24 protein-coding genes are annotated in these 26,104 nt (G+C 72.7%); 17 read left to right on the top strand and 7 right to left on the bottom strand.

Features of this window, described 5'->3' with window-relative positions; translation table 11 throughout:
• Window positions 1-144: 144 nt before the first annotated feature.
• From EDD93_RS31600 to EDD93_RS31610, 3 genes are all read left to right on the top strand, one after another.
• A complete protein-coding gene (locus EDD93_RS31600; protein ID WP_123528992.1) occupies window positions 145-681 on the top strand; it encodes an ATP-binding protein in 537 nt (178 codons plus the stop codon).
• A 168-nt stretch (window positions 682-849) separates the two neighbouring features.
• Window positions 850-2,262 (top strand): NADP-dependent succinic semialdehyde dehydrogenase, encoded by a 1,413-nt coding sequence (locus EDD93_RS31605; RefSeq protein WP_123528994.1) that lies wholly within the window; start codon window positions 850-852, stop codon window positions 2,260-2,262.
• Window positions 2,263-2,303: 41 nt separating this feature from the next.
• Window positions 2,304-4,691: a phosphoketolase gene (locus EDD93_RS31610; RefSeq protein WP_123528996.1), complete on the top strand. Its 2,388-nt coding sequence runs from the start codon at window positions 2,304-2,306 to the stop codon at window positions 4,689-4,691.
• 63 nt (window positions 4,692-4,754) lie between these two features.
• Here the strand turns inward: EDD93_RS31610 and EDD93_RS31615 are convergent, their stop codons facing one another.
• Window positions 4,755-5,078, bottom strand: a complete 324-nt coding sequence (locus tag EDD93_RS31615; protein ID WP_123528998.1) for a plasmid stabilization protein — start codon at window positions 5,076-5,078, stop codon at window positions 4,755-4,757.
• Window positions 5,079-5,146: 68 nt separating this feature from the next.
• Window positions 5,147-6,262, bottom strand: coding sequence for a chemotaxis protein (locus EDD93_RS31620; protein WP_123529000.1), 1,116 nt, complete (start codon window positions 6,260-6,262; stop codon window positions 5,147-5,149).
• A 119-nt stretch (window positions 6,263-6,381) separates the two neighbouring features.
• Between EDD93_RS31620 and EDD93_RS31625 the strand changes: the two genes are divergently transcribed.
• The 3 genes from EDD93_RS31625 (at window position 6,382) to glsA (ending at window position 8,895) form a co-directional block, all read left to right on the top strand.
• The gene (locus EDD93_RS31625) at window positions 6,382-6,876 is read left to right on the top strand and encodes a DUF1269 domain-containing protein (protein WP_123529002.1); all 495 of its coding nucleotides are present in this window, start codon (window positions 6,382-6,384) and stop codon (window positions 6,874-6,876) included.
• A 110-nt stretch (window positions 6,877-6,986) separates the two neighbouring features.
• On the top strand, window positions 6,987-7,553 hold the full coding sequence (locus EDD93_RS31630) for a hypothetical protein (protein ID WP_123529004.1): 567 nt from the start codon (window positions 6,987-6,989) through the stop codon (window positions 7,551-7,553).
• A gap of 10 nt (window positions 7,554-7,563) precedes the next feature.
• Entirely contained in the window at window positions 7,564-8,895 is a 1,332-nt protein-coding gene (glsA, locus tag EDD93_RS31635; protein WP_123529006.1) for a glutaminase A, read from the top strand.
• 38 nt (window positions 8,896-8,933) lie between these two features.
• Here glsA and EDD93_RS31640 read toward each other — a convergent pair whose 3' ends face one another.
• Window positions 8,934-9,758 (bottom strand): endonuclease I family protein, encoded by an 825-nt coding sequence (locus EDD93_RS31640; protein WP_123529009.1) that lies wholly within the window; start codon window positions 9,756-9,758, stop codon window positions 8,934-8,936.
• A gap of 252 nt (window positions 9,759-10,010) precedes the next feature.
• On the opposite strand from EDD93_RS31640, the gene EDD93_RS31645 reads away from it, so the two are divergent.
• From EDD93_RS31645 to EDD93_RS31655, 3 genes are all read left to right on the top strand, one after another.
• On the top strand, window positions 10,011-10,235 hold the full coding sequence (locus EDD93_RS31645) for a hypothetical protein (RefSeq protein ID WP_123529011.1): 225 nt from the start codon (window positions 10,011-10,013) through the stop codon (window positions 10,233-10,235).
• 103 nt (window positions 10,236-10,338) lie between these two features.
• Window positions 10,339-11,496: a methyltransferase gene (locus EDD93_RS31650; protein WP_123529013.1), complete on the top strand. Its 1,158-nt coding sequence runs from the start codon at window positions 10,339-10,341 to the stop codon at window positions 11,494-11,496.
• Window positions 11,497-11,601: 105 nt separating this feature from the next.
• Window positions 11,602-12,780: an acyl-CoA dehydrogenase family protein gene (locus EDD93_RS31655; RefSeq protein WP_123529015.1), complete on the top strand. Its 1,179-nt coding sequence runs from the start codon at window positions 11,602-11,604 to the stop codon at window positions 12,778-12,780.
• A gap of 18 nt (window positions 12,781-12,798) precedes the next feature.
• On the opposite strand, the gene EDD93_RS31660 is transcribed toward EDD93_RS31655, so the two are convergent.
• Entirely contained in the window at window positions 12,799-13,971 is a 1,173-nt protein-coding gene (locus EDD93_RS31660; protein ID WP_260256012.1) for an MFS transporter, read from the bottom strand.
• Window positions 13,972-14,036: 65 nt separating this feature from the next.
• Window positions 14,037-14,747 carry a FadR/GntR family transcriptional regulator gene (locus EDD93_RS31665; RefSeq protein ID WP_123529017.1) on the bottom strand — a complete coding sequence of 237 codons (711 nt, stop codon included), beginning with the start codon at window positions 14,745-14,747 and terminating at the stop codon, window positions 14,037-14,039.
• A gap of 137 nt (window positions 14,748-14,884) precedes the next feature.
• Between EDD93_RS31665 and EDD93_RS31670 the strand changes: the two genes are divergently transcribed.
• From EDD93_RS31670 to EDD93_RS31695, 6 genes are all read left to right on the top strand, one after another.
• On the top strand, window positions 14,885-15,754 hold the full coding sequence (locus EDD93_RS31670) for an AraC family transcriptional regulator (RefSeq protein WP_123529020.1): 870 nt from the start codon (window positions 14,885-14,887) through the stop codon (window positions 15,752-15,754).
• Window positions 15,755-15,918: 164 nt separating this feature from the next.
• Entirely contained in the window at window positions 15,919-16,785 is an 867-nt protein-coding gene (locus EDD93_RS31675; RefSeq protein ID WP_123529022.1) for an ABC transporter ATP-binding protein, read from the top strand.
• 117 nt (window positions 16,786-16,902) lie between these two features.
• Window positions 16,903-17,967 carry an iron-siderophore ABC transporter substrate-binding protein gene (locus EDD93_RS31680; RefSeq protein WP_123529023.1) on the top strand — a complete coding sequence of 355 codons (1,065 nt, stop codon included), beginning with the start codon at window positions 16,903-16,905 and terminating at the stop codon, window positions 17,965-17,967.
• Window positions 17,964-20,066, top strand: a complete 2,103-nt coding sequence (locus EDD93_RS31685; RefSeq protein WP_123529024.1) for an iron ABC transporter permease — start codon at window positions 17,964-17,966, stop codon at window positions 20,064-20,066. Before EDD93_RS31680 ends, EDD93_RS31685 begins: the two co-directional genes overlap by 4 nt.
• 89 nt (window positions 20,067-20,155) lie before the next feature.
• Entirely contained in the window at window positions 20,156-21,247 is a 1,092-nt protein-coding gene (locus EDD93_RS31690; protein WP_123529025.1) for a peptidase C39 family protein, read from the top strand.
• Between the two features lie 50 nt (window positions 21,248-21,297).
• Window positions 21,298-22,515, top strand: a complete 1,218-nt coding sequence (locus EDD93_RS31695; protein WP_123529027.1) for a GNAT family N-acetyltransferase — start codon at window positions 21,298-21,300, stop codon at window positions 22,513-22,515.
• 37 nt (window positions 22,516-22,552) lie between these two features.
• Here the strand turns inward: EDD93_RS31695 and EDD93_RS31700 are convergent, their stop codons facing one another.
• On the bottom strand, window positions 22,553-23,728 hold the full coding sequence (locus tag EDD93_RS31700; protein ID WP_123529029.1) for an epoxide hydrolase family protein: 1,176 nt from the start codon (window positions 23,726-23,728) through the stop codon (window positions 22,553-22,555).
• Window positions 23,729-23,831: 103 nt separating this feature from the next.
• On the opposite strand from EDD93_RS31700, the gene EDD93_RS31705 reads away from it, so the two are divergent.
• The gene (locus tag EDD93_RS31705) at window positions 23,832-24,413 is read left to right on the top strand and encodes an ABATE domain-containing protein (RefSeq protein ID WP_123529031.1); all 582 of its coding nucleotides are present in this window, start codon (window positions 23,832-23,834) and stop codon (window positions 24,411-24,413) included.
• Window positions 24,414-24,429: 16 nt separating this feature from the next.
• On the opposite strand, the gene EDD93_RS31710 is transcribed toward EDD93_RS31705, so the two are convergent.
• Window positions 24,430-25,098 carry a TetR/AcrR family transcriptional regulator gene (locus EDD93_RS31710; protein WP_123529033.1) on the bottom strand — a complete coding sequence of 223 codons (669 nt, stop codon included), beginning with the start codon at window positions 25,096-25,098 and terminating at the stop codon, window positions 24,430-24,432.
• A 73-nt stretch (window positions 25,099-25,171) separates the two neighbouring features.
• Between EDD93_RS31710 and EDD93_RS31715 the strand changes: the two genes are divergently transcribed.
• Window positions 25,172-25,999 carry a class I SAM-dependent methyltransferase gene (locus tag EDD93_RS31715; RefSeq protein WP_123529035.1) on the top strand — a complete coding sequence of 276 codons (828 nt, stop codon included), beginning with the start codon at window positions 25,172-25,174 and terminating at the stop codon, window positions 25,997-25,999.
• The last annotated feature ends 105 nt before the right edge of the window (window positions 26,000-26,104 follow it).

Raw genomic sequence — 26,104 nt, forward strand, 5'->3', positions numbered from 1 at the left:
GCGCGGCCGGATGTGTTGCGCAACCGGCTCTACCGGGTCACCCTAAGGAGTGACCCAGAAGTGACATCTGCTCACTCTTTGCATTCGGGGGTCGTTCGTTCAACGGGGCGAAGCATGTGGGCCTCGATGTGAGGAGCCTCGACGATGACCGTTCCACTCGACCGGCAATATCTGGTCGAACTCCAGGTTTCGGCAGAGCGCGTGTCCCAGCTGCGGCGGATCATCGCCGCGCATCTGCGCCACTGGAGTCTCGAACTCCACATCCGGCCCGTGTGCCGTGCTGTGGAGGAGCTGCTGACCAACGTCCAGCGGCACGTCGGTGACGACAACACCTGTGTCCTCGAACTCCGCTGGTCCGGACGGCACCTCACGGTCTCCGTCGCTGACAACGGCGCCGACATGCCCAGGCTGCTCCACGAGGGCGGCGGCCTCAGCCGGGTGATGGCCCTCAGCGACAGCTGGGGCACCTGCCGGACCGCCGAGGGCAAAGTCGTCTGGTTCACCCGTTACGCGCAGGAGCCGCAGCACATCGCGCTGGTGCCGCTCCCGCCGCTGCCCGGAGTCCGCGAGTTCCGCCGCCCGCCCGCGGTGGTCGCCGACTTCCCCGACGCCGAGGCGGCCGCCCCCGCCGGGTCCGAGGCCCCCGAGCCCGCCCCGGCACAGGCCCCCGCCCTCGTCTGAGGCGCGCGGCACGGAGCGCGGCAAACCCCGCAGCCTCCCGTCCGGCGCGGATCGCATGCGTCCAGCACGCATGGTCCGCGCCGGACGGGTACGCGTGTGCGGTGCCCGCGTTGCGCCACCGCGCGCGGCGCGGCACGGTCGGAGTACCGAGGCAAGGAGGCCACAGTCATGCCCATCGCGACGGTCAACCCCGCGAACGGCGAGACCCTCAGGACGTTCGACGCCCTGGGAGCGGACGAGATCGAGCGGCGGCTCGCCGCGGCGGACACCGCCTTCCGGGAGTACCGCACCACCGGGTTCGGTGAACGGTCCCGGCTGATGAACCGGGCCGCCGACCTCCTCGACGAGGACCAGCGGGACATCGCCCGCACCATGACCCTGGAGATGGGCAAGCCCGTCAAGGCCGCCCGCGCCGAGGCCGCGAAGTGCGCGAAGGCCATGCGCTGGTACGCCTCCCACGCCGAGGCGCTCCTCGCCGACGAGCATCCCGCGCCCGCCGACGTCGAGGACTCCGGCGCCTCGCGCGCCTACGTCCACTACCGCCCGCTGGGCACGGTCCTCGCCGTGATGCCGTGGAACTTCCCGCTCTGGCAGGTCGTACGGTTCGCCGCCCCCGCCCTCATGGCGGGCAACACCGGGCTGCTGAAGCACGCGTCGAACGTGCCGCAGACCGCGCTCTACCTGGGCGACCTGTTCCGCAGGGCCGGATTCCCCGAGGGATGCTTCCAGACCCTGCTGGTGGGCTCCGGGGCGATCGAGGCGATCCTGCGCGACCGCCGTGTGGCGGCCGCCACCCTGACCGGCAGCGAACCGGCCGGCCGCGCCGTCGCGGCCGTCGCGGGCGACGAGGTCAAACACACCGTCCTGGAACTGGGCGGCAGCGACCCCTACCTCGTCCTGCCGTCCGCCGACGTCGCGCGGGCCGCCCGCACCGCGGTCACCGCCCGGGTCCAGAACAACGGACAGTCCTGCATCGCCGCCAAGCGGTTCATCGTGCACACCGAGGTGTACGAGGAGTTCGCCGAACGCTTCACCGTGGGCATGCGCGACCTGACCGTCGGGGACCCGCTGGAGGAGTCCACCGATGTCGGCCCGCTCGCCAGCGAGCAGGGCCGCACCGACCTGGAGGAACTCGTCGACGACGCCGTACGGCAGGGCGCCGGCGCCCTGTGCGGCGGCGGCCGGCCCGAGGGGCTGGGCGGCGGCCTGGAGAACGGCTGGTTCTACGCGCCCACCGTGCTGACCGGCATCACGCCCGCCATGCGGATCCACCGCGAGGAGACCTTCGGTCCCGTCGCCACGCTCTACCGGGCCGGCAGCCTCGACGAGGCACTGGAGCTCGCCAACGACACCCCGTTCGGCCTCAGCTCCAACGTATGGACCCGCGACGCCGAGGAGAGCCGGCGCTGCGTGCGCGATCTGGAGGCGGGCGGCGTCTTCTTCAACGGGATGACGGCCTCCCACCCCGCGCTGCCGTTCGGCGGGGTGAAGCGCTCCGGTTACGGCCGTGAGCTCGCCGGACACGGCATCCGCGAGTTCTGCAACGCCACCACCGTCTGGTACGGCCCCGAACCCGGGTGACGCCGCCGCCCGTGCCGTTCCACGCCCGCTGAGAGGTGACCATGAGCGACGCCCCACCGTCCGCACCGGCGGCCGGCCCGTCCGACGAAGAGATATCCGCACTCGACGCCCACTGGCGGGCGGCCAACTACCTGGCCGTCGGCCAGATCTACCTGATGGACAACCCGCTGCTGACCCGGCCGCTCGCCCCCGAGCACATCAAGCCCCGGCTGCTCGGCCACTGGGGCACATCGCCCGGACTCAACCTCGTCCACACGCACCTCAACCGGGTCGTCGCCGCGCGCGGAATCCCCGCCCTGTGCGTCTGGGGCCCCGGCCACGGCGGCCCGGCCGTGCTCGCCAACTCCTGGCTCGAGGGCAGCTACTCGGAGACGTACCCCGACGTCAGCCGGGACGCGGCGGGCATGGGCCTGCTGTTCAAGCAGTTCTCCTTCCCCGGCGGAGTGCCCAGCCACGTCGCACCCGAGACCCCCGGCTCCATCCACGAGGGCGGCGAACTCGGCTACTCCCTGGCCCACGCCTACGGCGCCGCGCTCGACCACCCGGAACTGCTCGTCACCTGCGTCATCGGTGACGGCGAGGCGGAGACCGGCCCGCTCGCCGGCTCCTGGCACGCCAACAAGTTCCTCGACCCGGTCCACGACGGAGCCGTCCTGCCGGTCCTCCACCTCAACGGCTACAAGATCGCCAACCCGACGGTGCTGGCGCGCCTCCCCGAGGACGAGCTCGACGCCCTGCTGCGCGGCTACGGACACGAACCGCTGTACGTGGCGGGCGACGACCCCCTCACCGTGCACCGGGCGATGGCCGCCGCGATGGACCGGGCCCTCGACCGCATCGCCGAGCTCCAGCGGGCCGCCCGGACCGGCGGCGACACCGACCGCCCGCGCTGGCCCATGATCGTGCTGCGCACCCCGAAGGGCTGGACCGGCCCCGCCGAGGTGGACGGGCTGCCCGTCGAAGGGACCTGGCGCGCCCACCAGGTCCCGCTGCCCGGCGTCCGCGACAACCCGGCGCACCTGCGGCAGCTGGAGGCCTGGCTGCGCTCCTACCGGCCCGAGGAGCTCTTCGACGCCGAAGGGCGCCCCTCGGAGCAGGTCCTCGCCTGCGTGCCCGAGGGCACGGCCCGGCTCGGCTCCAGCCCGTACGCCAACGGCGGGCTGCTCCTGCGCGACCTGCCCGTCCCGCCCCTGGAGGCGCACGAGGTCCGGGTGGACCGGCCGGGCACCGTCCTGCACGAACCGACCCGGGTCCTGGGCGGACTGCTGGAGGCCGTGATGGCGGCCACCGCGGACCGCAGGGACTTCCGGGTCGTCGGCCCCGACGAGACCGCCTCGAACCGGCTCGACGCCCTGTACGAGACCACCGGCAAGGCCTGGCAGGCCGGGACGCTGGACACCGACGAGCACCTGGCGCGCGACGGCCGCGTCATGGAGGTCCTCTCCGAGCACCTGTGCCAGGGCTGGCTGGAGGGCTATCTCCTCACCGGCCGGCACGGGCTGTTCTCCTGCTACGAGGCGTTCGCCCACATCGTCGACTCGATGGTCAACCAGCACATCAAATGGCTGCGGACCTCGCGCCGGCTGCCGTGGCGCCGCCCCATCGCCTCCCTCAACTACCTCCTCACCTCGCACGTCTGGCGCCAGGACCACAACGGCTTCTCGCACCAGGACCCGGGCTTCGTCGACCACATCCTCAACAAGAGCCCCGAGGTCGTCCGCGTCTATCTGCCCCCGGACGCCAACACGCTGCTGTCCGTGGCCGACCACGCGCTGCGCAGCCGCGACTACGTCAACGTGATCGTGGCCGGCAAGCAGCCCAGCTTCGACTGGCTCACCCTCGACCAGGCCCGTGCGCACTGCGCGCGCGGCGCCGGGGTCTGGGAGTGGGCGGGGACGGAGGACGGCAGCCGCGAACCCGATGTGGTGCTCGCCTGCGCCGGCGACGTCCCCACCCTGGAGGTCCTGGCGGCGGCCGGTCTGCTGCGGCGTCACCTGCCCGAGCTGGCGGTGCGGGTGGTGAACGTCGTCGACATGGCCCGGCTGATGCCGCACGGCGAGCATCCGCACGGGATGCCGGACTCGGAGTACGACGCGCTCTTCACCCGCGACAAGCCGGTGATCTTCGCCTACCACGGCTACCCCTGGCTGATCCACCGCCTCGCCTACCGCCGCACCGGTCACGCGCAGCTGCACGTGCGGGGCTACAAGGAGGAGGGCACGACCACCACGCCGTTCGACATGGTGGTCCGCAACGACCTCGACCGCTACCGGCTGGTCATGGACGTCATCGACCGGGTGCCGGGCCTCGGCGTCCGCGCCGTGGCGGTGCGTCAGGCGATGTCCGACACCCGGGCCCGTCACCACGACTGGATCCGCGAGCACGGCACGGACCTGCCCGAGGTCGCCGACTGGACCTGGGAGGGCTGAGCCCGCACGCACCGGCAGGGCCCGGACGGCCGCACCGTCCGGGCCCTGCCGTCACGCGACGGGTCAGCGGCCGACAGCCCGTGCCAGCTGCGCCTTCGTCATCGTCGAACGCCCCTTGACGTTCTTGTGCTTCGCCTCTTCGTAGAGCTGGTCGCGGGTGGGGCCCTGTGCTCCGCTGTGCGAGCGCAGACCGCCGCGCCGGGAGGACGAGATGTCCTCGGTCGACGTACGGCTCGCGGTCCTCGACTCGCCGGAGCGGGCGCGCTCCTTGTTGACCGTACGGGCCGCGATCTCCTCCGCCCGGTCCTCACCGACCCCGCGCTCCTGGGCGGACTCCTTGATGTGCTCGTACTGGCGCTCGCGCTTCGGACTCGATCCGCGTGGCATGGTGTGCTCTCCTCTCGCAGGGGTTGTGCGCCGGGTTCCCGGCGCGGACGCCTTTGCCGGTGCCCCGTTCAGTAGCGCAGGGCCGCCGCGATCCGCCCGTGCTCCTTGAGCGAGTCGTCCGCGACGAACACCACGTCGGCGCCGCTGTCCAGTGCCGCCTCGACCAGCTCGTCGACGATGTCCTCGCGGACCTTCTCGTCCGCCGGGTCCAGGTCGTCCGCGCTCACCGGCTCAAGGTGTTCCTGGGTGGCCCGGACCGTCTGCTGGTAGTGCTCCTCCACCGCCACCAGGCCGGCGCGCGCCTCGCGCACGGCGGCCCACACCTCGTCGAGCCCGCCGGCGAAGGCGCGGCGGCCGCGCGCTTCGTCAAGTTTGCCCTCGATCTCGGCGGCGAACCGCTTCTGCCTCGCCTCCAGGGCGGGCCGAAGCTCGGTGAGCAGCCCGGCGGGCGTGGTGTCGGCGGGGGCGCCCTTGGTGACCCGGCCGGCCGCGGCCGAGGTGCTCTCGCCCACCTCGTCCAGCATCGCCAGCGCGGGGGCGAGGCCGACCAGGTACAGCGGGCGCGGGTCCGTGGCGAGGACCCCGCGCAGCTTCTCGTCCACCGTCCGCAGGAACTGACGGGTGTCCTCGTCGCTGAAGGTGCTCGGGGTGTCGCCGATCCGCTCCTCGCGCTGCGGGTTGGGCGGCTCGTGCGGGGCCGTCAGCGGGAAGCCGCCGATCCGCTCCTCGTGCGCGCCGTCCGTGGTGCCGCTGAACAGGGCCGCGTGGTCGGCGGAGACGGTGAGCGCCCAGAACGGCCGGGCCTGCGCCTTGGCGGCGACCAGGTTGCGGGTGAGGTAGGTGTCGCTCAGCACCACTCGTTCGGGCGCGGTGCGCGGGAGCTGCCAGATCTGGTATTCGTCGGCCGTCGCGAGGACCACCAGCGAGTCCAGGGCCCGGCGCGGATCGATCTCGGCGACCGCCCGGTCGAGCTGCTGCTTGACGGCGGCCCGGGTCTCGCGGTCGACCTGCGGATCGGCGTCGAGCCTGCTGCCCGCCGCCGCGACCAGGTTGCGCAGCCGGACGGCGTCCTGCGCGTTGTCGGGTGCGCGGCGGTGGGTCGGCATGGTCAGGGACAGGGCGGGATAGGGCTTGGCCGCCCGGAGCTCCTGCAAGAGGCCGGCGGTCAGGGCATCCGTGTCCATCTGTTCCCTCCCGGGACTTGGCGTACTGCGGTGCGAAGCGGGTGATTCGACGAGTCAATTCATACCTGTTGATCCTAATATGGGCGAGTTGGTGCTACCGGCTCCAGGAGGTATGTGCGATGTCCACGCTCACCGTGTGGAAATTCCGGTCCGCCGAAGGCGCGGAGGACGTGGAGGCGACCTTGATCTCCCTGCAGAAGGAGGGCCTGATCAAGATCCTGGACGCGGCGGTGGTGAGCTGGCCCGCGGACCGGCCGAAGCCTCGGACGAAGCAGCTGCTCAACCTGGTCGGCGCGGGTGCGCTCAGCGGCACGTTCTGGGGAATGCTCTTCGGGCTGATCTTCCTGATGCCGCTGCTGGGTGCCGCGATCGGCGCGGCCGCCGGGGCGCTCGGCGGAAAGCTGGCGGACGTCGGCATCGACGACGAGTTCATCGCCGAGGTCAAGGAGAAGATCACGCCGGGGACGTCCGCGCTGTTCCTCCTCACCATGAACGAGGTGCCCGAGCGCATCAGCCAGGCGCTCCCGGGCGGCGGCGCCGAGCTGCTCCACAGCAACCTGGACAGCGGGAGCGAGACCCGCCTCCGCGACATCTTCGGCGAGGACGCGGCATGACCCCCGGGACGTGACCCGGCCCGCTCCATTCCGCACCTTCTCAGCCCCTTTCCCTCTTGGTCCTCTTCCTTCCTGGCCCTTCCTTCGATTTCCGAGCAGACGGAGCGTCCGTGAACCAGCCCAGCCCCGTGCGACGCGCCTTCGGCCGTCGCGCAGCCCGCAGCCTGACCCCCGCCGTGCTGGCCGCGGTGATCGTCGCCGGCAGCGCCGCCTGCGACAGCTCCGACACCTCGTCGCAGGGCACGGCCAGAAGCACTCGCACGGTGTCCGCCGAGCCGAAGGCGTCCCCGAGCGCCTCCGAGAGCCGGCGCACCCAGCAGGAGTTCGCGGCCTCGGTGTCCGCCGAGGCGGAGCGCAACCGGCAGAAGGCCGTCTCCACGCTCAAGGGTGTGAAGGGAAAGGGGGACGCGGTCAAGGACGTCTCCGTCAACGGCCTCGCGGTCGAGCCCTCCGAGCAGTTCCGCAGCGCCCTCGTCCGGGTGACCAACCCCACCGGCAAGGCCGCCTTCTACGCGGTCGAGGTGGAGTTCGTCGACGCCTCCGGGAAGGTCCTGGATTCCGTGGTGCTCGGCTTCGCGGACGCACCGCCCGGCCGCACGGTCAGCCAGCACGCCAACAGCCGCAAGGCCGCGGGCGTAAAGACGTTCCCGCGGATCGCGCAGGCCGAGCGCGGCTGACGGCCGGCCGGTGAACGCAGCCGACGCGGTCACGGACGCCCTGCGCGAACTGCACACCCGGTTCGCCGGCCTGCGCGACGGCAGGCTCGCCGACTACATCCCGCAGCTGGCCCTGGCCGACCCCGACGCGTTCGGGCTGGCCCTGATCAGCATGGACGGGCACCGCTACAGCACCGGCGACGTGGAGGTGCCGTTCACCGCCCAGTCCGTGTCCAAGCCGTTCGTCTACGCACTGTCCCTCACCGAATCCGGACTCGACGAGGTGGGCCGCTGGGTCGGCGCCGAGCCCAGCGGCGAGGCGTTCAACGCCATCAGTCTGGAACCGGGCACCGGGCGCCCCGCCAACGCCATGGTCAACGCCGGCGCCATCGTCACCACCGCACTGGTGCGGGACACCCGGGACGCCCCGAGGTTCGACCGGATCCTCGACTTCCTGAGCCGCTTCGCCGGCCGGCGGCTGGACGTCGACGAGCAGGTGTACGCCTCCGAGGCGCTCACCGGCGACCGCAACCGCGCCCTGGCATATCTGATCCGCAGCGCGGGGCCGCTGCCCGTGGACCCGGTCGCCGCCGTGGAGACGTACTTCCGCCAGTGCGCGGTACGGGTCACGGCGCTGGACCTGGCCGCGATGGCGGCGACCCTGGCCAACGGCGGAGTCAACCCGATCACCGGGGACGCGGTGGTGCCGGAGCCCGTCGCCGCGCACGTGCTCGCCGTGATGGCGACGTGCGGGATGTACGACGCCTCGGGCGACTGGCTGCTGCGGGTGGGGCTGCCGGCCAAGAGCGGGGTGTCCGGCGGCCTGATCGCTGCGGGACCGGCCCGGTTCGGACTGGCGGCGTACAGCCCGCTCCTCGACCCGTCCGGGACCTCGGTGCGAGGACGTCTGGCGCTCGGCGCGCTGTCCGAGCGGTTCGGGCTGCATCTCATGCACAACCCGGCTCTGGCGGGCTCCACCGTCACGCTGGTCACCACCGCCGACGATCTGCCCTCCGCGCCGTCGCAGGAGCGGGAACGCGCCCGCCGGGAGCGGGTGGCGGTCGTCGCGGCGCAGGGCGCGCTGGACTTCACCGCGGCCGAGCGGGTGCTGTACGCGCTGGACGAGTCGGGCCCGCAGGACACCGCTGCCGTGGTGCTGGACCTGCGCCGGGTGACGGACATCGACACGGCGGCCCGAGCGATGCTGAACGGCGGCCTCGCCCGGCTCACGGCCGCCGGCCGGCGCACCGCCGTGGCCGACCCGGCGGGCCGCCTCGCGGGACAGGGTGCCGCCGGGGGCCCCCGGTTCTTCGACTCCCGCGAGGACGCGGTCGACTGGTGCGTGACGGGGCGGACCGGCTGAGTGCCCGGCCGGCCCGCCCCGTCACGCCGGTCGGCGGCCTACCAGATGGCGCCCACCCATTCCGGGTGGTCGACGAACGGGTTCCGGTTGTGCTGGTACTGGTCGAATATGACGTCGTTGCGACGCTTCTCGAAGGTGTCCGGCGGGTCCTCCTGGCTCCACGCCTTCAGCACCGAGAGCCGGCCGATGTTCGGGGCGGAGCCGTTCGAGACCTGGTCGTTGGGCTCCAGGTCGGCGAAGGAGTCGTCGCCCTCGTACCGCACCGCCATGTAGAGGATCATGCGGGCGACGTCGCCCTTGACGGCGTCGCGCGGTTCGAAGGAGTCGCCGTCGCTGTAGTTGCCGGGCGCCCCGCTCACCTCGCTGCCGCCGTTGTCGAAGTCCTTGTTCCCGCGTACCGAGTTGACCGACACGTCCGCCGGGCGCAGGTGGTGGATGTCGGTGCCCGGCCCGGTGGCCGTGCCGAAGTCGCCGTGGGACTTGGCCCAGACGTGCTCCCGGTTCCACTGGCCGGTGCCGCCGCCGTTGTCGCTCTTGGGCTCCGAGCGGCCGGAGTAGAGGAGGATCACGTTCGAGGAGTTCGACGGGTCCTCGTCCGTGTCCTTGAGCGCGTCCCAGACCTGGCTGTAGCTGAGCTTGGACTGGTCGCTGATGATCGTGTGCAGGGCGCCCTTGAGCGCGGTCCCGGTCTTGCCGAGCGCGTCCTGGTAGTACGTGTCGTCCAGTGTGCCGAGCGGAGTGGTGGCGGCCGCCGGAGCCGGCGGGGTGTGGGCCGGTGCGGCGGCCGCGGTGCCGGTGAGGACCGCGAAGGCCGCGAGAGTGGCCAGCAGCGGTCGCCGGTAGGGAAGGTGACGACGGGACATGTGGGGTGTCCTCTCCGGAAATACGGGCACCGCGGCGCCGGCGCAGGGTGGGGGGGCGGCTCCGCGGTGGTCGTGTGATGGTTGGTCAGCGGAGCCTTCCACACGCACCGTGACCCGGGTGTGAACGCTGCGTACCTATCATGTGCAGGTCAAGTGAGGGTGGGGGGCCGGGGCGCGAATGCGTTACCGCCGGGCATCGGATGCGCCCCCGTCCGGGCGGGGCGAGAATTGCCGCAAGGACGAGGAGGCGGCATGAGCGACGAGCCCGAATTCATATCCGCACCCGGGGGAGCGGCCCCATCCGTACTGCGGGGCGTGACCCCCGACAGCCTCTTGCACACCGGCGCGAGCGATGACCCGTCGCCCGAGGACCTGGTGCTCGCCTCCGGGCGGGACCTGACACCGCAGACCCTTGAGTGGGCGCGGCGCAGGCTGGCCCGTGAGGGCCGGTCGGCCATCGACAAGCAGCTGCCGTAACCGCCGGCGGGCACCGGGTGCGGGGGAGTGCGGCCGCTCCTCCCCGCCCCCGTGGCCGGGAGTGTTCGGGTGTCTGGCGCCGCTCGGTTAGCCTGAACGCACAATGAACCGTTTGACGACGTCAGGGGCCGGTTACGACCTCGCCCGATTCCCCGAGGACCCCCGCGACCCGTTCCGTGCCTGGGACGCGGCCGACGAATACCTGCTGCGGCACCTGGAGGGTATCGACGGGGCCGAACCCGTCGGCCTGTCCGGCAGCGTGGTCGTGGTCGGCGACCGCTGGGGCGCCCTGAGCACGGTCCTGGCCGGTCACCGTCCGGTACAGATCACCGATTCCTACCTCGCGCAGCGGGCGACAGCGGCGAACCTGGAACGCAACGGCGCCGACGCGGACGCGGTGCGGCTGCTGTCCGCGCGCGACACCCCGCCGGAGCGGATCGACGTCCTCCTCGTGCGGGTGCCCAAGAGCCTCGCGCTCCTGGAGGACCAGCTCTACCGCCTCGCGCCCGCCGTCCACCCGGGCACCGTCGTCATCGGCACCGGGATGGTGAAGGAGATCCACACCTCCACCCTCAAGCTGTTCGAGCGCATCATCGGCCCCACCCGCACCTCCCTGGCGGTCAAGAAGGCCCGGCTCATCCATTGCACGCCCGACCGGGCCGCGGTCCGCGCGAGCAGCCCCTGGCCCCACCGCTACGAGCTGCCCGACGACGTCGGTCCCGTGGCGGGGCGGACCGTCACCAACCACGCCGGGATCTTCTGCGCGGAGCGGCTCGACATCGGCACCCGCTTCTTCCTGAAGCACCTGCCGGTGCGCAGCGGGCCCGAACGGGTCGTCGACCTCGGCTGCGGAAACGGTGTCCTCGGCCTCTCCGCCGCGCTCACCAACCCCGAGGCCGAGGTCACCTTCATCGATGAGTCGTACCAGGCGGTCGCCTCGGCCGAGGCGACCTTCCGGGCCAATGCCGAAGCGGGCACCGAGGCCCGGTTCGTGGTCGGGGACGGACTGGCCGGCACCGCGCCCGCGAGCATCGACCTGATCCTCAACAATCCGCCCTTCCACTCGCACCAGGCCACCACGGACGCCACCGCCCGGAACATGTTCCACGGGGCCCGTGCCGCACTGCGCCAGGGCGGCGAGCTGTGGGTCGTGGGCAACCGGCACCTCGGCTACCACACCCAGCTCCGCCGCACGTTCGGCAACTGCACCACGGTGGCCGGCGACCCCAAGTTCGTGGTGCTGCGCGCCGTCAGACGCTGACCTCCGGTTGCCGGGGCTCCGTGCCCCTTCCGGATTCTTGCAACACGTTCTACTGTGTGCGCCGCCGCACACGGGCGACGCGACCGCGAGACTCCTGGAGGGGCCGTGCACCTCGAATACACGCCTGAGCAGCAGCAGTTGCGCGCCGAGCTGCGCGCATACTTCGCCGCCCTGGTCCCCGACAACGCCTACGCGCGCTACGCGGACCCCGCGGCGCAGAAGCGCTTCTACCGGGAGACCATCCGGCGCCTGGGCGCGGACGGCTGGCTCGGCGTCGGCTGGCCCGCGGAGTACGGCGGACGCGGCCTGTCGCCGATGGAGCAGTTCATCTTCTTCGACGAGGCCGCGCAGGCCGGGGTCCCGCTGCCGCTGATGGCCCTCAACACCGTCGGCCCGACGATCATGCAGTTCGGCACCGACGAGCAGAAGGCCTACTTCCTGCCCAAGGTCCTCTCCGGTGAGCTCGACTTCGCGATCGGCTACAGCGAACCCGACGCGGGCACCGACCTCGCCGCCCTGAAGACCCGGGCGGTGCGCGAGGGCGACACCTACGTCGTCAACGGGCAGAAGATCTGGACGACCAACGGCGACACCGCCGACTGGGTCTGGCTCGCCGCCCGCACCGACCCGGACGCCCCGCCGCACAAGGGCATCACCATGCTCCTGGTCCCGACGTCCGACCCCGGCTACTCCTGCACCCTGATCAACACCCTCGCCTCGCACGACACCACCGCGAGCTACTACGAGAACATCCGCGTCCCCGTCTCCCGCCGGGTCGGTGAGGAGAACAAGGGCTGGCGGCTCATCACCAACCAGCTCAACCACGAACGCGTCACCCTCGCGGCCCACGGCACCATGGCCATCCGCGCCCTGCACAACGTCCGCCGCTGGGCCGCCGACACCCGCCTGGCCGACGGCCGCCGCGTCACCGACCTCGGCTGGGTCCGCACCCGCCTCGCCCGCACCCACACCCGCCTGGACGCCATGAAACTGCTCAACTGGCAGATGGTGTCCGCCGTCCAGCACAACACCCTCACCCCGCAGGACGCCTCCGCCGTGAAGGTCTACGGCTCCGAGGCGCGCCGCGACGCCTACGCCTGGCTCATGGAGGTCGTCGGCTCGGCCGGCCCGCTCAAGGAGGGCTCGGCGGGCGCCGTCCTGCACGGCGAACTCGAACGCGGCTACCGCTCAGCGGTCATCTTCACCTTCGGCGGCGGCAACAACGAGATCCAGCGGGAGATCATCTCCTGGATCGGGCTCGGGATGCCGCGCGTACGGCGCTGAGCGGGCAGGGCGATCCCGTCAGCCGGACGCCTGATGGATGTGGCGGTCCTGTCCCGCACCGTGTCCGGCGGCCGCGGTGGCGACGCCGAGCACGGCCAGGACGGTGAGCGGGAGCGTCCAGCTGTGCGTGGTGTCGTGCAGGACGCCCAGGAGGAGGGGGCCGGCCGCCGCCACGAGGTAGCCGATGGACTGTGCCATGCCCGCCAGTGCGGCAGCTTCGCCGGAGGTGCCGGCGCGCTGGCTCTGGAAGGTCAGCGCGAGGACGAGGCAGGCGCCGCCGCCGAGCCCGAGCAGGGTGCACGCCAGGACGGGCAGCGCGGGGGCGGCGACCAGTACGGTGAAGCCGCCTGCCACGAGGGCCGAGGCCCCGGCCGCCGTCCAGCGCTGGTCGTGGCGGCCCCTGGTGAGCAGAGGCAGGAGGCTGCCGGCCGCCAGGGACACCACCTGGTAATAGAAGAGCAGCCAGCCGGCCGTGGTGCTGCTCGTGCCGCGGTCGATGAGGATGCTGGGCAGCCAGGCGACGGCGGTGTAGAAGGCGAGGGACTGCAGGCCCATGAAGAAGGTGACCTGCCAGGCGAGCCGCGACCGCCACGGCACCGGGCTGTGGGCCGCACCGGTGGACTCCTGCGGCCTGTCGCCCCTTGTCCGGGGCAGCCAGGCGAGGAAGGCCGCGACGGTGAACGCGACGCCCCAGGCCAGCGCGGTGCGCCAGGAACCCGGCAGCGTGTGGGCCAGTGGGGCGGAGACCCCGGACGACACCGCGGCCATGAGGCCCATGACGGTCACGTAGAGGGCGCTGACGGCCTGGATGCGGTGGGCGGGCATGGTCCGCCTGATCAGGGCGGGCAGCAGTACGTTGCCGAACGCGATGGCCGCGGAGAGGATCACCGTGCCGGCGAACAGGCAGATGACGGAGGGCAGGGAGCGGACCACCGTCCCGACGGCCAGCACACCGAGCGCCGCCACGAGCAGGCGGGCGCTGCCCAGCCGGTGGGAGGCGCGGGCGACCAGGGGTGACGTCGCCGCGAACGTCAGCAGCGGCAGGGTGCTCAGCAGCCCGCCCCAGCTCGGTGTCAGGCCGCTGCCGTGCTCGATCTCCGGCAGCAGCGCGCCCACACCGGTGAGGGTGGTGCGCAGGTTCGCCGCCACGAGGCAGATGGCGATGACGAGCCCGACCGGCACGACGGGCACGGCGGGCTCGGTATCGGGTGATCCGGGGACGGAGCGCCGAAGGGGTTTCGGAGCGGGCCGCGTGCTCACCGGTCCTCCGCGTCTCGTGGTGTACCGGTCTCGTGGTCACGGGTGAGCCGGACGATCGCGGCCGCCGCGTCGCGGGCGCCTGCCTGGTCCCGGGCGTCGATCGCGTCCACGAGCCGCCGGTGCAGACCGGCGTGCTCCTCGGCGTGGGCGGTGTCCCAGGGCAGGCCGCCCAGGGACGAGGTGAGCGCCGTACCGAGGTAGTCGTACACCTCGATCAGCAGGTCGTTGCCGCTGGCCCGGACCACCGCCCGGTGGAACAGCGCGTCGACGCTCGTGGCCGCGGACGTGTCCTCACCGGCGCAGGCCGCCTCGGCGTCGGCCAGCAGCTCCCGCAGCCGCTGCAACTCGCTCTCGCTGCGCCGCAGGGCCGCGGTACCGGAGGCGTACTCCTCCAGTACGGTCCGCAGCTCCAGCACGTTGTCCCGCTGCGCGGAACTCGCCCGCCGCACCATGACCGACTGGAGCTCGCTCGATGAGCGGACGTAGGTGCCGTCACCGGCCCGGGGCTCCAGCAGGCCCAGGTGCACCAGCGCGCCGATCGCCTCCCGCAGTGTGCTGCGTCCGACCCCGAGCTCCTCGATGAGGGCCTGCTCCGGCGGGATCCGCGTTCCCACCGGCCACCCGCCCGACTCGATGTGCGAGCGGAGACTGTCCACGAGCTGGGCGGACAGGCTGGCCGTCCGGCGCGGTGCGCTGATGTGTTTCATGCGAGCACCATATACAAACATCAGACATTTGAACATCACCTCTTTTTCTTCGTGCCGCCACGGCTCCCGCAGGGCCTCCAGGGGCCGTGGCGGCCCGCTGCCGACCGGTGCTGACCGGCGCCGATAGACTCCCCGCCATGGTTCGAGCGTCCCGTGGTGCGGCGACCCCCGGGATGTGGCGGCGCGAGGCGGGCACCGTGGTGCGGCGGGCCGAGCCGCTGCCCGCGTCGGCGGCGGGTGCCATCCTTGCCGGATTCCGGATCGTCGCCGTTCCCACGGAGTGGTCACCGCACGCGCACGACCTGCACGAACTCGTCTGGGCGCGCGGGGGGACGCTGACGTCCCGGGTGGGGGACCGCGTCCTGACCGTGGTCGAGGGGCACGGCCTCTGGATGCCCGCCGGCATGGTCCACGAGGGCCGGGCCACGGCGGGTGCGGAGTTCTTCCACGCCTTCTTCGCGCCCGGTCGCACACCGCTCGCGTTCACGGAGCCCCTGGCGATCGCGATGACGCCGTTGCTGGAGTCGCTGCTGACCCATCTGTCCGCCGCAGACCTCGACGCCGGGGCCAGGGCGCGGGCGGAGTCGGTCGTCTTCGACGTGATCCGGCCGTCGGAGCGTCAGTTCGCGTTGCAGCTGCCCGGCGATCCACGGATCGACGCCATCGCCGAAACCCTGCTGAGCGATCCCTCCGACGGCCGCTCGCTCGAGGACTGGGCGGAGCAGCTGGAGATCAGCGACCGCACGATCACCCGCGCCTTCCGCCGGTCGACGGGTCTCTCCTTCGCGCAGTGGCGGCAGATGCTGCGGGTGCACCGGGCGCTGATGCTGCTCGGTGAAGGCTTCGAGGTGACGACGGTCTCCGAGGTGCTCGGCTACGCGCAGCCCAGCTCCTTCATCGTCGCCTTCCGGCGGGTCATGGGCATCACGCCGGGCGCGTTCTTCGGCGCGGCGGCCGGGCCGTCGGAGGATGTCCGGAATCCCGTATCGCATGACCAGAACCCCTGATTGTCGACGCGACAAGCGGAATGTACTCTTCAGCGAGTTAGGTAACCCTTAGTTGGTGCTTGCCGTGCACGACGCTGTCCGTGTGCGGGCGAGCGCACGGCCTGGCCGGTCACACCGGACGGAGGTTGCCGCGCTCCCCGTTCCCCGATCGTCCGGACACCCTCATGTTCAAAAGCTCCTTCCGGTCTGCCGGAGAACCCGTGGCCCCCGCCGCCACCGCCCCGGTGGCCTCGCTCATCGGGCACGACCTGGTGCTGCGCTACGACGGCAGGCCCGTCGTCCACGGTGTCTCGGTCGCCCTGGAACCCGGCCGGGTGACCGCGCTGGTGGGACCGAACGGCAGCGGGAAGTCCACGCTGCTGCGCGCCCTCTCCCGGCTGCACCGGCTGGACGGCGGCCGGGTGATGCTCGGCGCCCCCGAGGGGGAGCCTGAGCGTGACGCGGCCCTGCTCAGCTCCCGCCGGTTCGCGCGCGAGGTCACGCTGTTCTCCCAGTCGAGGCCCGCTCCCCAGGGGCTGACGGTCGCGGAGGTCGTCGCCTTCGGGCGCCATCCGTACCGGAGCGGCTTCTCCGGACCCACCGCGGACGACCGTGCCGCCGTCGACCACGCCATGGGGGTGACCGGAGTACGCGACATGGCCGGGCGGCAGGCCGGAGAACTCTCCGGCGGGGAGATGCAGCGGGTCTGGCTCGCCGCCTGCCTGGCCCAGGACACCGGCGTCGTGCTCCTGGACGAGCCGACCAACCACCTCGACCTGCGCTACCAGTTCGAGACGCTCGACCTGGTACGGGACCTCGTCGAGGAACACGGCATCGCGGTCGGGATCGTGCTGCACGACCTCGACCAGGCCTCCAGGGTCGCGGACACGCTCGTCCTCATGCGCTCGGGCCGGGTCCACGCGGCCGGCAAACCCGCCGACGTCCTCACCGCCGAGAACATCGGCGAGGTCTACGACATTCGCGTCGAGGTCGACGTCGACCCCCGAACGGGACGGCTCCGCGTCGAACCGGTCGGACGCCACCTCTCCTGAACCCGGCGGCACGTCTCCCGGAGCGCCACATGGGCCGTTCCGCCGGAGCGGGCCGCCCCGAAACGCCGACGCGCCATCTCCGCGTCGCCACCCGTCACCTGTGAAAGAGGAACCCTCATGAACCGTGCCCGTCGCCTGGCGGCCGCAGCCTCGACCGGGCTCGCCCTGCTCGCCGCAGCGGCCTGCGGAACGACCGACGTCGACAAGGCGACGGCGGGCAGCAGCGCCGCCGCGTCCCCCGCGTCGAAGGACTGCGCCCAGGACACCACGGCCCCCTCGACAAAGCCCGTCTCCTTCAAGGACGGGGTCGGCCGCCAGGTGAAGCTCGACAAGCCCGCCGAGCGGATCGCGGTCCTCGAATGGCAGCAGGTCGAGGACGCGCTGACGCTGTGCGTCACCCCTGCGGCCGTCTCCGACGCCAAGGGCTACCGCACCTGGACCAGCGCGGAGAAGCTGCCCGGCGGCGTGACGGACATCGGCACCCGCGAGGAGCCCGACCTCGACACCCTGTACGCCGCCAAGCCCGATCTCATCGTCGTGGAGGCCTTCGACGCCAAGGACGAGATGATCAAGAAGCTGGAGAAGCGGGGCGTCCCCGTCATGGCCACGCGCGGTGCGGACCCGAAGGACCCGATCGGGAACATGCGGAAGGTGTTCAGCATGATTGGTGCGGCGACGGGACGCACGGAGCGGGCGGACCAGGTGCTCAAGGAGTTCGACGAGCACCTCGCGACGGCGAAGCGGCAGGTCACCGAGGCGGACCTGCCGACGAAGGACTTCCTCTTCTTCGACGGCTGGCTCGAAGGCGGCAACCTGACCGTACGCCCCTACGCGAACGGCGCCCTGTTCACCGAGATAGGCAAGGAACTCGGCATGACCCCGGCGTGGACCAACGACGTCAACAAGGAACACGGTGACGGAGGCGTGGACGCCGCCTACGGCCTCGCGCAGACCGACGTCGAGGGACTCACCGGCGTGGGCGACGCCAACCTGTTCTACGCGAACGACGACGGCGCCGGCGGCTACGTCGCGGCGCTCGCCAAGAACCCGATCTGGAAGAAGCTCCCGGCCGTGAAGGAAGGCCGCGCCCACGCGTTCCCGGCGCGCGTCTGGGGCGCCGGCGGTCCGCGCTCCTGCGCGCAGGCCATCGACGCGTACGTCGACGTGCTCGACAAGAAGTGAGCGCGGTACGCACAGCGGCACCTGGGGCGGGGCCGCTGCCGGCCGCCGGTCGCGGCAGCGGCCCCGCCGGGGCGGCCGTCCTGGCGCTCCTCCTCGCCGCCACCGTCCTGGTCGGCATGTGGCACCTGACACAGGGGACTTCGGGCGTCGGCGTCGGTGACCTGCTGCGCCATCTCGCCGGGGGACACGAGGGCGAGGACGGCGCGCCCGTCGGCGAGATCCTCACCGGCTCGCGCCTGCCGCGCCTGTTCGCGGGCGTCGCGGTGGGCTTCGCCCTCGGCTGCGCCGGCACGCTCCTCCAGTCCGTCACCCACAACACGCTCGCCTCGCCGGACACCCTCGCGGTCACGTCCGGGGCCTACTTCACCCTCACGCTCGTCGCCGCCTTCGGCCTCACCGTCCCGCTGTGGGCGTCGGGCGCCGTCGCGTTCGCCGGCGGGCTCGTCGCGGCGGCACTCGTGCTGCTCCTCGCGGGCCGCGCCGCGGGCACCGCCGGCACCCGACTCATCCTCGCCGGATCCGCGACGGCGATGGCCCTGGACGCCGCGACCGGGATGCTCCTCATCCTGTTCAACCAGAACACGACCGGTCTCTTCGCCTGGGGAAGCGGCTCGCTCGCGCAGCTGAACATCGACGCGTCGCTGCGCGCCGCGCCCCTCATCGCCGTCATGCTGTGCGTCGCCCTGGCACTGTCCCGGCGGCTCGACGTGATGAACCTCGGCGACGACACCGCCGCCACCCTCGGTGTGCCGATCCGCACCACCCGCGTGACCGCGGTGATCTGCGCGGTACTGCTGACCAGCACGGCGGTGACCCTCGCCGGCCCGATCGGCTTCGTCGGCCTCGGCGCGCCCGTCGTGGCCCGCCTGATCGCGGGACGGGTCCGCGCGCTGCGCCGGCACCTGCTCCTGATCCCCGCCGCCGGACTGCTCGGCGCACTGCTCGTCCTCCTCGCGGACGCGACCCTGCGCGCCGTGCAGGGCGCGGACGGTGCCGCCGCCATCCCCACCGGCGTGCCGACCGCGCTCCTCGGCGGCGTCGTGATCGTGGTCCTCGCGATGCGGCTGCGTGACACGGGCGGGGTCAGCCGGCCACCGCGCGCGCGGGTCGCCGTACGCTCACGCCGCGCCTTCCTCCTCGTCACGTCCGGCACGGTGGTACTGCTGGCCGCAGCCGCCCTCACGGCGGTCCTGGCGGGCAGCCTCTGGCTGCGGACCGGTGACCTCGTGCTGTGGCTCCAGGGCGCCGCCCCGGACCTGATCGGCCAGGCGCTCGACGACCGGGTCCCGCGCGTGACCGCCGCGATCGCCGCCGGCGCGGCGCTCGGACTGGCCGGCTGCGTCGTGCAGAGCTCGGTGCGCAACCCGCTGGCGGAACCCGGGGTGCTCGGCATCACGGCGGGCGCCGGTCTCGGCGCGGCGAGCATCGCGACCTCCGGCCTGCCCGGTGGCCGGCCGGTACTCATCGCAGTGGCGGTCGCGGCTGGGCTGGCCACGTTCGCGGTGATCGCCCTGCTGGCCTGGCGCGGCGGCTTCCTGCCCGACCGGTTCGTCCTGATCGGCATCGGCATGGGGTACGGCCTCAGCGCCGTCACCACCTTCCTCCTGCTGCGCGCGGACCCGTACAACACGCCCCGGATCTTCACCTGGCTCTCCGGCACGACCTACGGCCGCACGTTCTCCGATGTCGTCCCGGTCGCGATCGCCCTGGCGCTCGCGCTCCCCGTACTGCTGTCCATGCGCGGCCGCCTCGACCTGCTCGCCGTCGACGAGGACACCCCCCGCATCGTCGGTGTCAGGGTGGAGCGGACCCGCTTCACCGCCCTGGCGATCGCCGCGGTCCTCGCGGCGCTCAGCGTGATCGCCGTCGGCGTCGTCGGTTTCGTGGGGCTCGTCGCCCCGCACCTCGCCCGCTCCCTGGTGGGTGCCCGGCACGGCCGGGCGATCCCCGTCTCGATGCTGCTCGGCGGAGTGCTCGTGTGTGTGGCGGACGCCCTCGGCCGCACGGTCGTGGCCCCCTCCCAGGTGCCGGCGGGCCTCATGATCGCGCTGGTCGGCGCACCGTACTTCGTGTGGGTGCTCCGGAAATCACGCGCATGACCCCGGGACGGGGGACGGGACCGCGCCCACAGGTCCGTCCCCCGCCCCTCTCCCCCCGTCCTCTCCGACCCGCCACCAGGAGCACCAAAATGCCACCCCGTCAGGAACCCGCGCAGAGCGTCGTCGTCCCCTACGAACCGGAGAGCCCGCCTGCCCCGCTGGCGGCGCTGACCGGCCAGGAGGTGTCGGAGCGCTGGCGCGCGGTCGACCGTTCCGCACACGCCCCGCACCTCGTGGCGGTCCCCGGCGACGACGGGGACTGGACTGCTGCGGCCCTCGTCACGGCACGTCCGGGCACGGCCTACCTGAAGATCGTCGATGCCGTCGGCGACGTACGGGCAGCCGTGAGCGCCGTCGTCGCCCACGCGGACGGCCGAGAGCTCGCGCAGGTCAAGTGGGAGGGCTGGACGGCGAGTCCCGAGGACGCCGCCGGCGCAGGCTTCGCCGCACTGAACCCACCGCTCGCCCAGTCGCAGGGCGCGGCAGGACCGGCCACCGGCTACGTCCGCTGGCTGCGCGACGGCGCGAGCACCGCCCCTGCGTACTACGGGCAGTCCACACACTTCACCTGCGGCGCCGTCACCGCTCTGGTCGCGCAGGCACACGCGGGGACGGTGGCGTGGGAGGCGCTCGACCGGCAGGCGGAGCTGACGCTGTGGCGCGACGCCACCAACTTCCTCGCGTGCGAGCCCGTCGGACTGGGCGTCGCCCTGCGCCGGACCTGGCCCGCCTCCCCGGTCACGGTCCACCTGGACACCGGCCGGCCGGTGATGCTCGACCACTACCCGGAGACCGACCGGGAGTGGCGTGCCCTGCTGCAGCGCGCCTCCAGGGCGGACGCGGAGCGCACCGGCGTCCCCGTAGACCCGCGCCGCATCCCCCTGACCGAGATCCGGGACACGGTCGGCCGGGGTGAGCACGTGCTGCTCCTGCTCTCGCTCGGCCGGATGCAGGGGTTCGACGTGCCGCACTGGGTCCTCTGCCACGGCGTCGTACCCGGCGCCGTCGTGATCGACGACCCCTGGGCCAACGCGGCAACGGGGGACACCTGGGTCGACGCCCACCTCCTGCCGGTGCCCGACCCGTCGCTCGACGCGATGTCGGTCATCGCGCCGGAGGGCTTCCGGGGCGCGGTGACCATCGGCCGCGTGGAAGAGCCGGACGCGGCGCCGTCCTTGTGAACGAACCCCATGACACACCGTGCCGGTACTTCGAGAAGGAAGCGACAGCGATGGAGATTCGAGCCACGACCGACGACGACCTGAACGTCTTCGTCGACACGGTCCACACGGCGTTCGGGCACTTCCCCCAGACCCCGGTCGCGGGCGGCGGACGCTGGTGGTCGGCGCTGGAAATGGACCGGGGCCTGCTCGCCCTGTCCGAGGACGGCCGGCCCGTGGGCACCGCGGCCGCGTACTCCTTCGAACTCACCCTGCCCGGCCGCACCGTCGTTCCGGTCACCGGGGTGAGCTCGGTCGGCGTCCTGCCCTCGCACCGGCGCCGCGGTGTGCTCGGCGCGATGATGCGGCGGCAGCTCTCCGAGGTACGGGCCCGGGGCGAGTTCCTCTCGGTGCTGCTGGCTTCCGAGGCCCCGATCTACGGCAGGTTCGGCTACGGTCCCGCGACCTTCACCACCCGGCTGACGGTGCCGCGCCACCGGGCCGCCCCCGCGGCTCCCCGGGCCGGCACGGCGGCCGGCGCGGACAGCGGAACGGTCGAGGTGCTGCGGCGTGCCGAGTGCGGCGGAATCCTCGAGGAGGTCTACGACCGCTACCGCCGCGCCGAGCCCGGCGCGCTGTCGCGGCCGCACCGCTGGTGGGCCCTCGGAGCAGGGCAGCCGCCGGTCTCCTCCGCGCCGCGCTACGTCGCCGTCCACCGGGACGCCGACGGCACGGCGGACGGGTACGCCAGCTACTCGACCGGTGACGCCGGCACGCTGACCGTCGACGAGACCGTCGCCGTCGACGACGCGGTCTTCACGTCCCTGGCCCGGTTCGTACTCGGACACGACCTGGTCTCACAGGTCGTGTTCCGGCACGTCCCGCCCGAGCACCCGCTGCGCTGGCAACTCGCCGACATCCGCGCGGGCGAGGTCAGCGATCACGCCGACTGGCTGTGGGTGCGTCTCCTCGATGTCCCGCGCGCCCTGACCGCACGCGGCTGGCCGGCGGACGGAGAGCTCGTCCTCGACGTGGACGACCCGTTCCTCGGCGAGCACGGCCGCTACCTGCTGACCGTCCGCGACGGCGAGGCCGGCTGCGTCCCCACGGACCGTCACCCCGACCTGTCGCTGGACGTGCGCGACCTGAGCTCGCTCTACCTGGGCGGCATCGCCCCGAGCACGCTGGTGCGCGCCGGACACATCCGGACCCACCGTCCCGGCGCCGCCGCCCTCGCGGACGGCCTCTTCCGCACGGAACGTGCCCCGCACTGCCTGCACTGGTTCTGAGCGCCGCCGGCCGGAGGCGCCGGGCGCCGGGCCGCGTTCACCGGTTCGCGGCCAGCACCGCCCCGAGGCCCTCGCGCAGATCCTCGACGAAGTACCCGGGAACCTCCAGCGACGGGAAGTGCCCCCCGGCCCCGGGGGAGTTCCATCGGACGATCCGCCGGTACCGCTCCCGCGCCCAGGGGAGCGGGCACTTCTCGATGTCGCGGGGATACACGGTGACTGCCGACGGGACGTCGACCCGGAGGGCGGGGTCCAGCGAGTTGTGGCTCTCGTGGTAGATGCGGGCCGACGACGCCCCGCTGCGTGTCAGCCAGTACAGGGTGACGTTGTCGAGCAGCCTGTCCCTGGAGACCGTCTCGAACGGGCTGTCCCCGGTGTCCGTCCACTCGGCGAACTTGTCGAGGATCCAGGCGAGGAGCCCGACCGGCGAGTCGACGAGCGAGTAGCCGATGGTCTGCGGCCGGGCCGCCTGCTGCTTCGCGTACGCGGCGCGGGGGCCGTCCCAGAAATCGCGGGTCTCCTCGGTCCATTCGCGCTCGGCCGCCGTCAGCCCGTGCGTGGTCAACCCGGGCGGTGCCTGCGGGGTCAGTGTGTGGATGCCGAGAACGTGTTCCGGGAACCTGCCGCCGAGGACGGTGGTGATCACCCCTCCCCAGTCGCCGCCGTGGGCCACGAACCTGCCGTAGCCGAGCCGACCCATCAGCTCCACCCACGCTGCCGCGATCCTCTCCGTGCCCCACCCGGTGGCGGCCGGCTTGTCGCTGTAGCCGAAGCCGGGCAGTGACGGGGCCACGACGTGGAAGGCCGGCGCGTCCGCGTCCTTCGGGTCCGCGAGTTCGTCCACCACGCCGGCGAACTCGGCGATGCTGCCCGGCCAGCCGTGCGTCAGGACCAGGGGAGTGGCATCCGTGCGCGCGGACCGGCGGTGCAGGAAGTGGATTCCCAGGCCGTCAACGGTCGTACGGAACTGGCCGATGCCGTTGAGACGCTCCTCGAACGCCCGCCAGTCGTACCCGGTGCGCCAGTAGTCCACCAGCTCGACGAGATCGGCGAGGGGAACGCCCTGCTCCCAGCGGCGTGGGCCGGGCGCCGCGCCGCGGACCGTCTCGGCCTCCGGCAGCCGTGCCGAGGCCAGCCGGGCGCGGAGACCGTCGAGTTCGGCGTCGGTCGCGCGGGCTTTGAACGCTTGTACGTCGTCGGTCGGACGGAGCACGAGACCTCCTGGCCATCGGGGAACCGGCCGCGATCCACCGCGAACCGGCTTAGCTGGTTCTAGCAGTTCTCCGTACCGGACCGCAACCGGCTAAGGTGGTTCCATGCAAGGTGAGTTCCCCGACTTCCGCCTCGGCAGCGTGCTGGCGACCAGCTTCACCGGGACTCTGTCCGAGCGTCACGGCGAGGGTGTCGAGCGCATTCCCGTTCCGCGGCGACTCGTCGACTGGCTGGCGGTGAGCGGCCTCGCCGTGGACTCCTGCACCAGTGCCCAGCTCGACGTCGCCCGGGAGCTGCGGGAGTCGATCCACGCCGCCGCGACAGCGGCCGCGATCCAGGAGGCGCTTCCCGCGTCCGCCGTGCGGATCATCAACGACCGCAGCGCCTCGGGCCGGGCCGCTGCCGTCCTGACGCCCGAGGGCGAGCGCCTGTGGCGGCTCGGCCCGGCTTCCTCCGTGGAGGATGCCCTCGGCGTGATCGCCGCCGACGCCATCAGCGTCATCGCGGGCGAACGGGACGGCAGGCTGGCCCTGTGCGCGTCGCCGACCTGCCGGGCCGCCTTCTTCGACACCAGCCGGAGCCGCACCCGCAAATGGTGTGACATGAACACGTGCGGGAATCGTCAGAAGAAGGCGCGCTTCAACGCCGGCCGGCGCAAGAGCCCCGGAACGGCGGCGGGCGCGTAGCGCTCGCCGCCCGGGGTCATGCCCTCGGGAGCTCCGTTCCGAGTGCCGTGGGCCGCCGACGGCCGGTGTCGGACGACTCGCCCTGCGCCGGCCGCCGCCGCACGGCGTCGGCGACGACCGCTGTCACGAGCCGTCCGACGGCCTCGGGGCCCGGCGGACCCGGCTTGCGGTCCGCGAACAGCAGGTGGCCGCCGCCGACCAGGGAGAGGGTGAGCGAGTCGATGTCGGCGTCGGCCGCGATACGGCCCAGGTCGCGCTCGGCGGCCAGGTAGGCGGAGATCGCGGTCGTCGCCTGGGCCAGGATCGCGATGCCGCCGCCGGGCGTCGCCGCCCGCAGCCGTGCGCGCAGCTCGTCCCGGAAGGTGATCAGCGGGATGATCGCCACCGGGACCGGGCCGAAGAGAGCGGTCAGCGCGTTGCCGAGGTTGTCCGCCACCGTGCCGGTGCCTGCGGATCCGGCCAGCGCCGCTGACTCGCCCTCCAGCCGCGCCGCGCGGTCGAGCACCAGGCCGACGAGAAACGCGTCGAAGTCGCTGAAGTGCCGGTGCAGGACGCCCTTGGCGCAGCCCGCCTCGTCGGTGACGGCCCGGCTGGTCAGTCCGTGCGCACCCTCCCGCAGGAGTACGCGCTCGGCGGCGTCGAACAACTGCTGCCGCGCGTCTCGGATGTGTACCCCGGTCGGCACTCGCGGCTCCTTCTCTGCGGTCGGCCCGTCGGTATCCGTTGTTAAGTGGGCGCGTGCCCACTAAGGTGGGCGCATGCCCACACTACCGCGAGAGCAGCCGGAACCCTCCCCGGCGGAACCGCACGAGGCCCGGCGGATGGCGGAGTCGTTCGGCGTGGACGCGCAACGCTACGACCGGGCCAGGCCCGGCTACCCCGAAGCGCTGGTCGAGCGGATCGTGGCCGGGAGCCCCGGGCCCGAGGTGCTCGACATCGGCTGCGGCACCGGCATCGCGGCCCGGCAGTTCCAGGCGGCGGGCTGCGCCGTGCTCGGTGTCGAGCCCGACGCGCGGATGGCCGATGTCGCGCGTGCCCGCGGACTGCCGGTCGAGGTCGCGGCGTTCGAGGACTGGCAGCCGGCGGGGCGGACCTTCGACACGCTCATCGCCGCCCAGTCGTGGCACTGGGTGGACCCCGTCGCGGGTGCGGTGAAGGCGGCAGGGCTGCTGCGTCCGGGCGGACGGCTGGCGGTCTTCGGGCATGCGTACGAGCCGCCGGCCGAGGTGGCCGAGCCCTTCGCCGCCGCCTTGCGGCGGGCGGCACCCGACTCCCCGTTCAACGCGGGTCCCGCCCGTCGGCCGCTGTCCCTCTACCGGGCGGCGTACGAGAAGTCCGCCGGCGTGCTCCGAGGGACCGGGCGGTTCGAGGAGCCCGAGCAGTGGCGGTTCGGCATGCGCCGGACCTATACGCGCGAGCAGTGGCTCGCTCTGCTGCCGACCACCGGAGGCCTCACCCGGCTCGGCCCGGATCAGCTGGCCGAAGTACTGGACGCGGCCGGCGGAGCCATCGACTCCCTGGGCGGTCGCTTCACGATGGACTACACCACCTTCGCCGTCACCGCCGTGCGCGTCGCGGCCCCTTGAGACGGGGGGTCCGCGCGCCCCGGCCGGCCGCCCGGTTGAGTCCTGTGCGGCCGATGGGCGGGGTGCCCGGTTGCTTTGTTACGAATTGCGGACAGGGACTCGATG

This window comes from Streptomyces sp. 840.1 (assembly GCF_003751445.1).
In the GTDB taxonomy this organism is placed as follows: Bacteria; Actinomycetota; Actinomycetes; order Streptomycetales; family Streptomycetaceae; genus Streptomyces.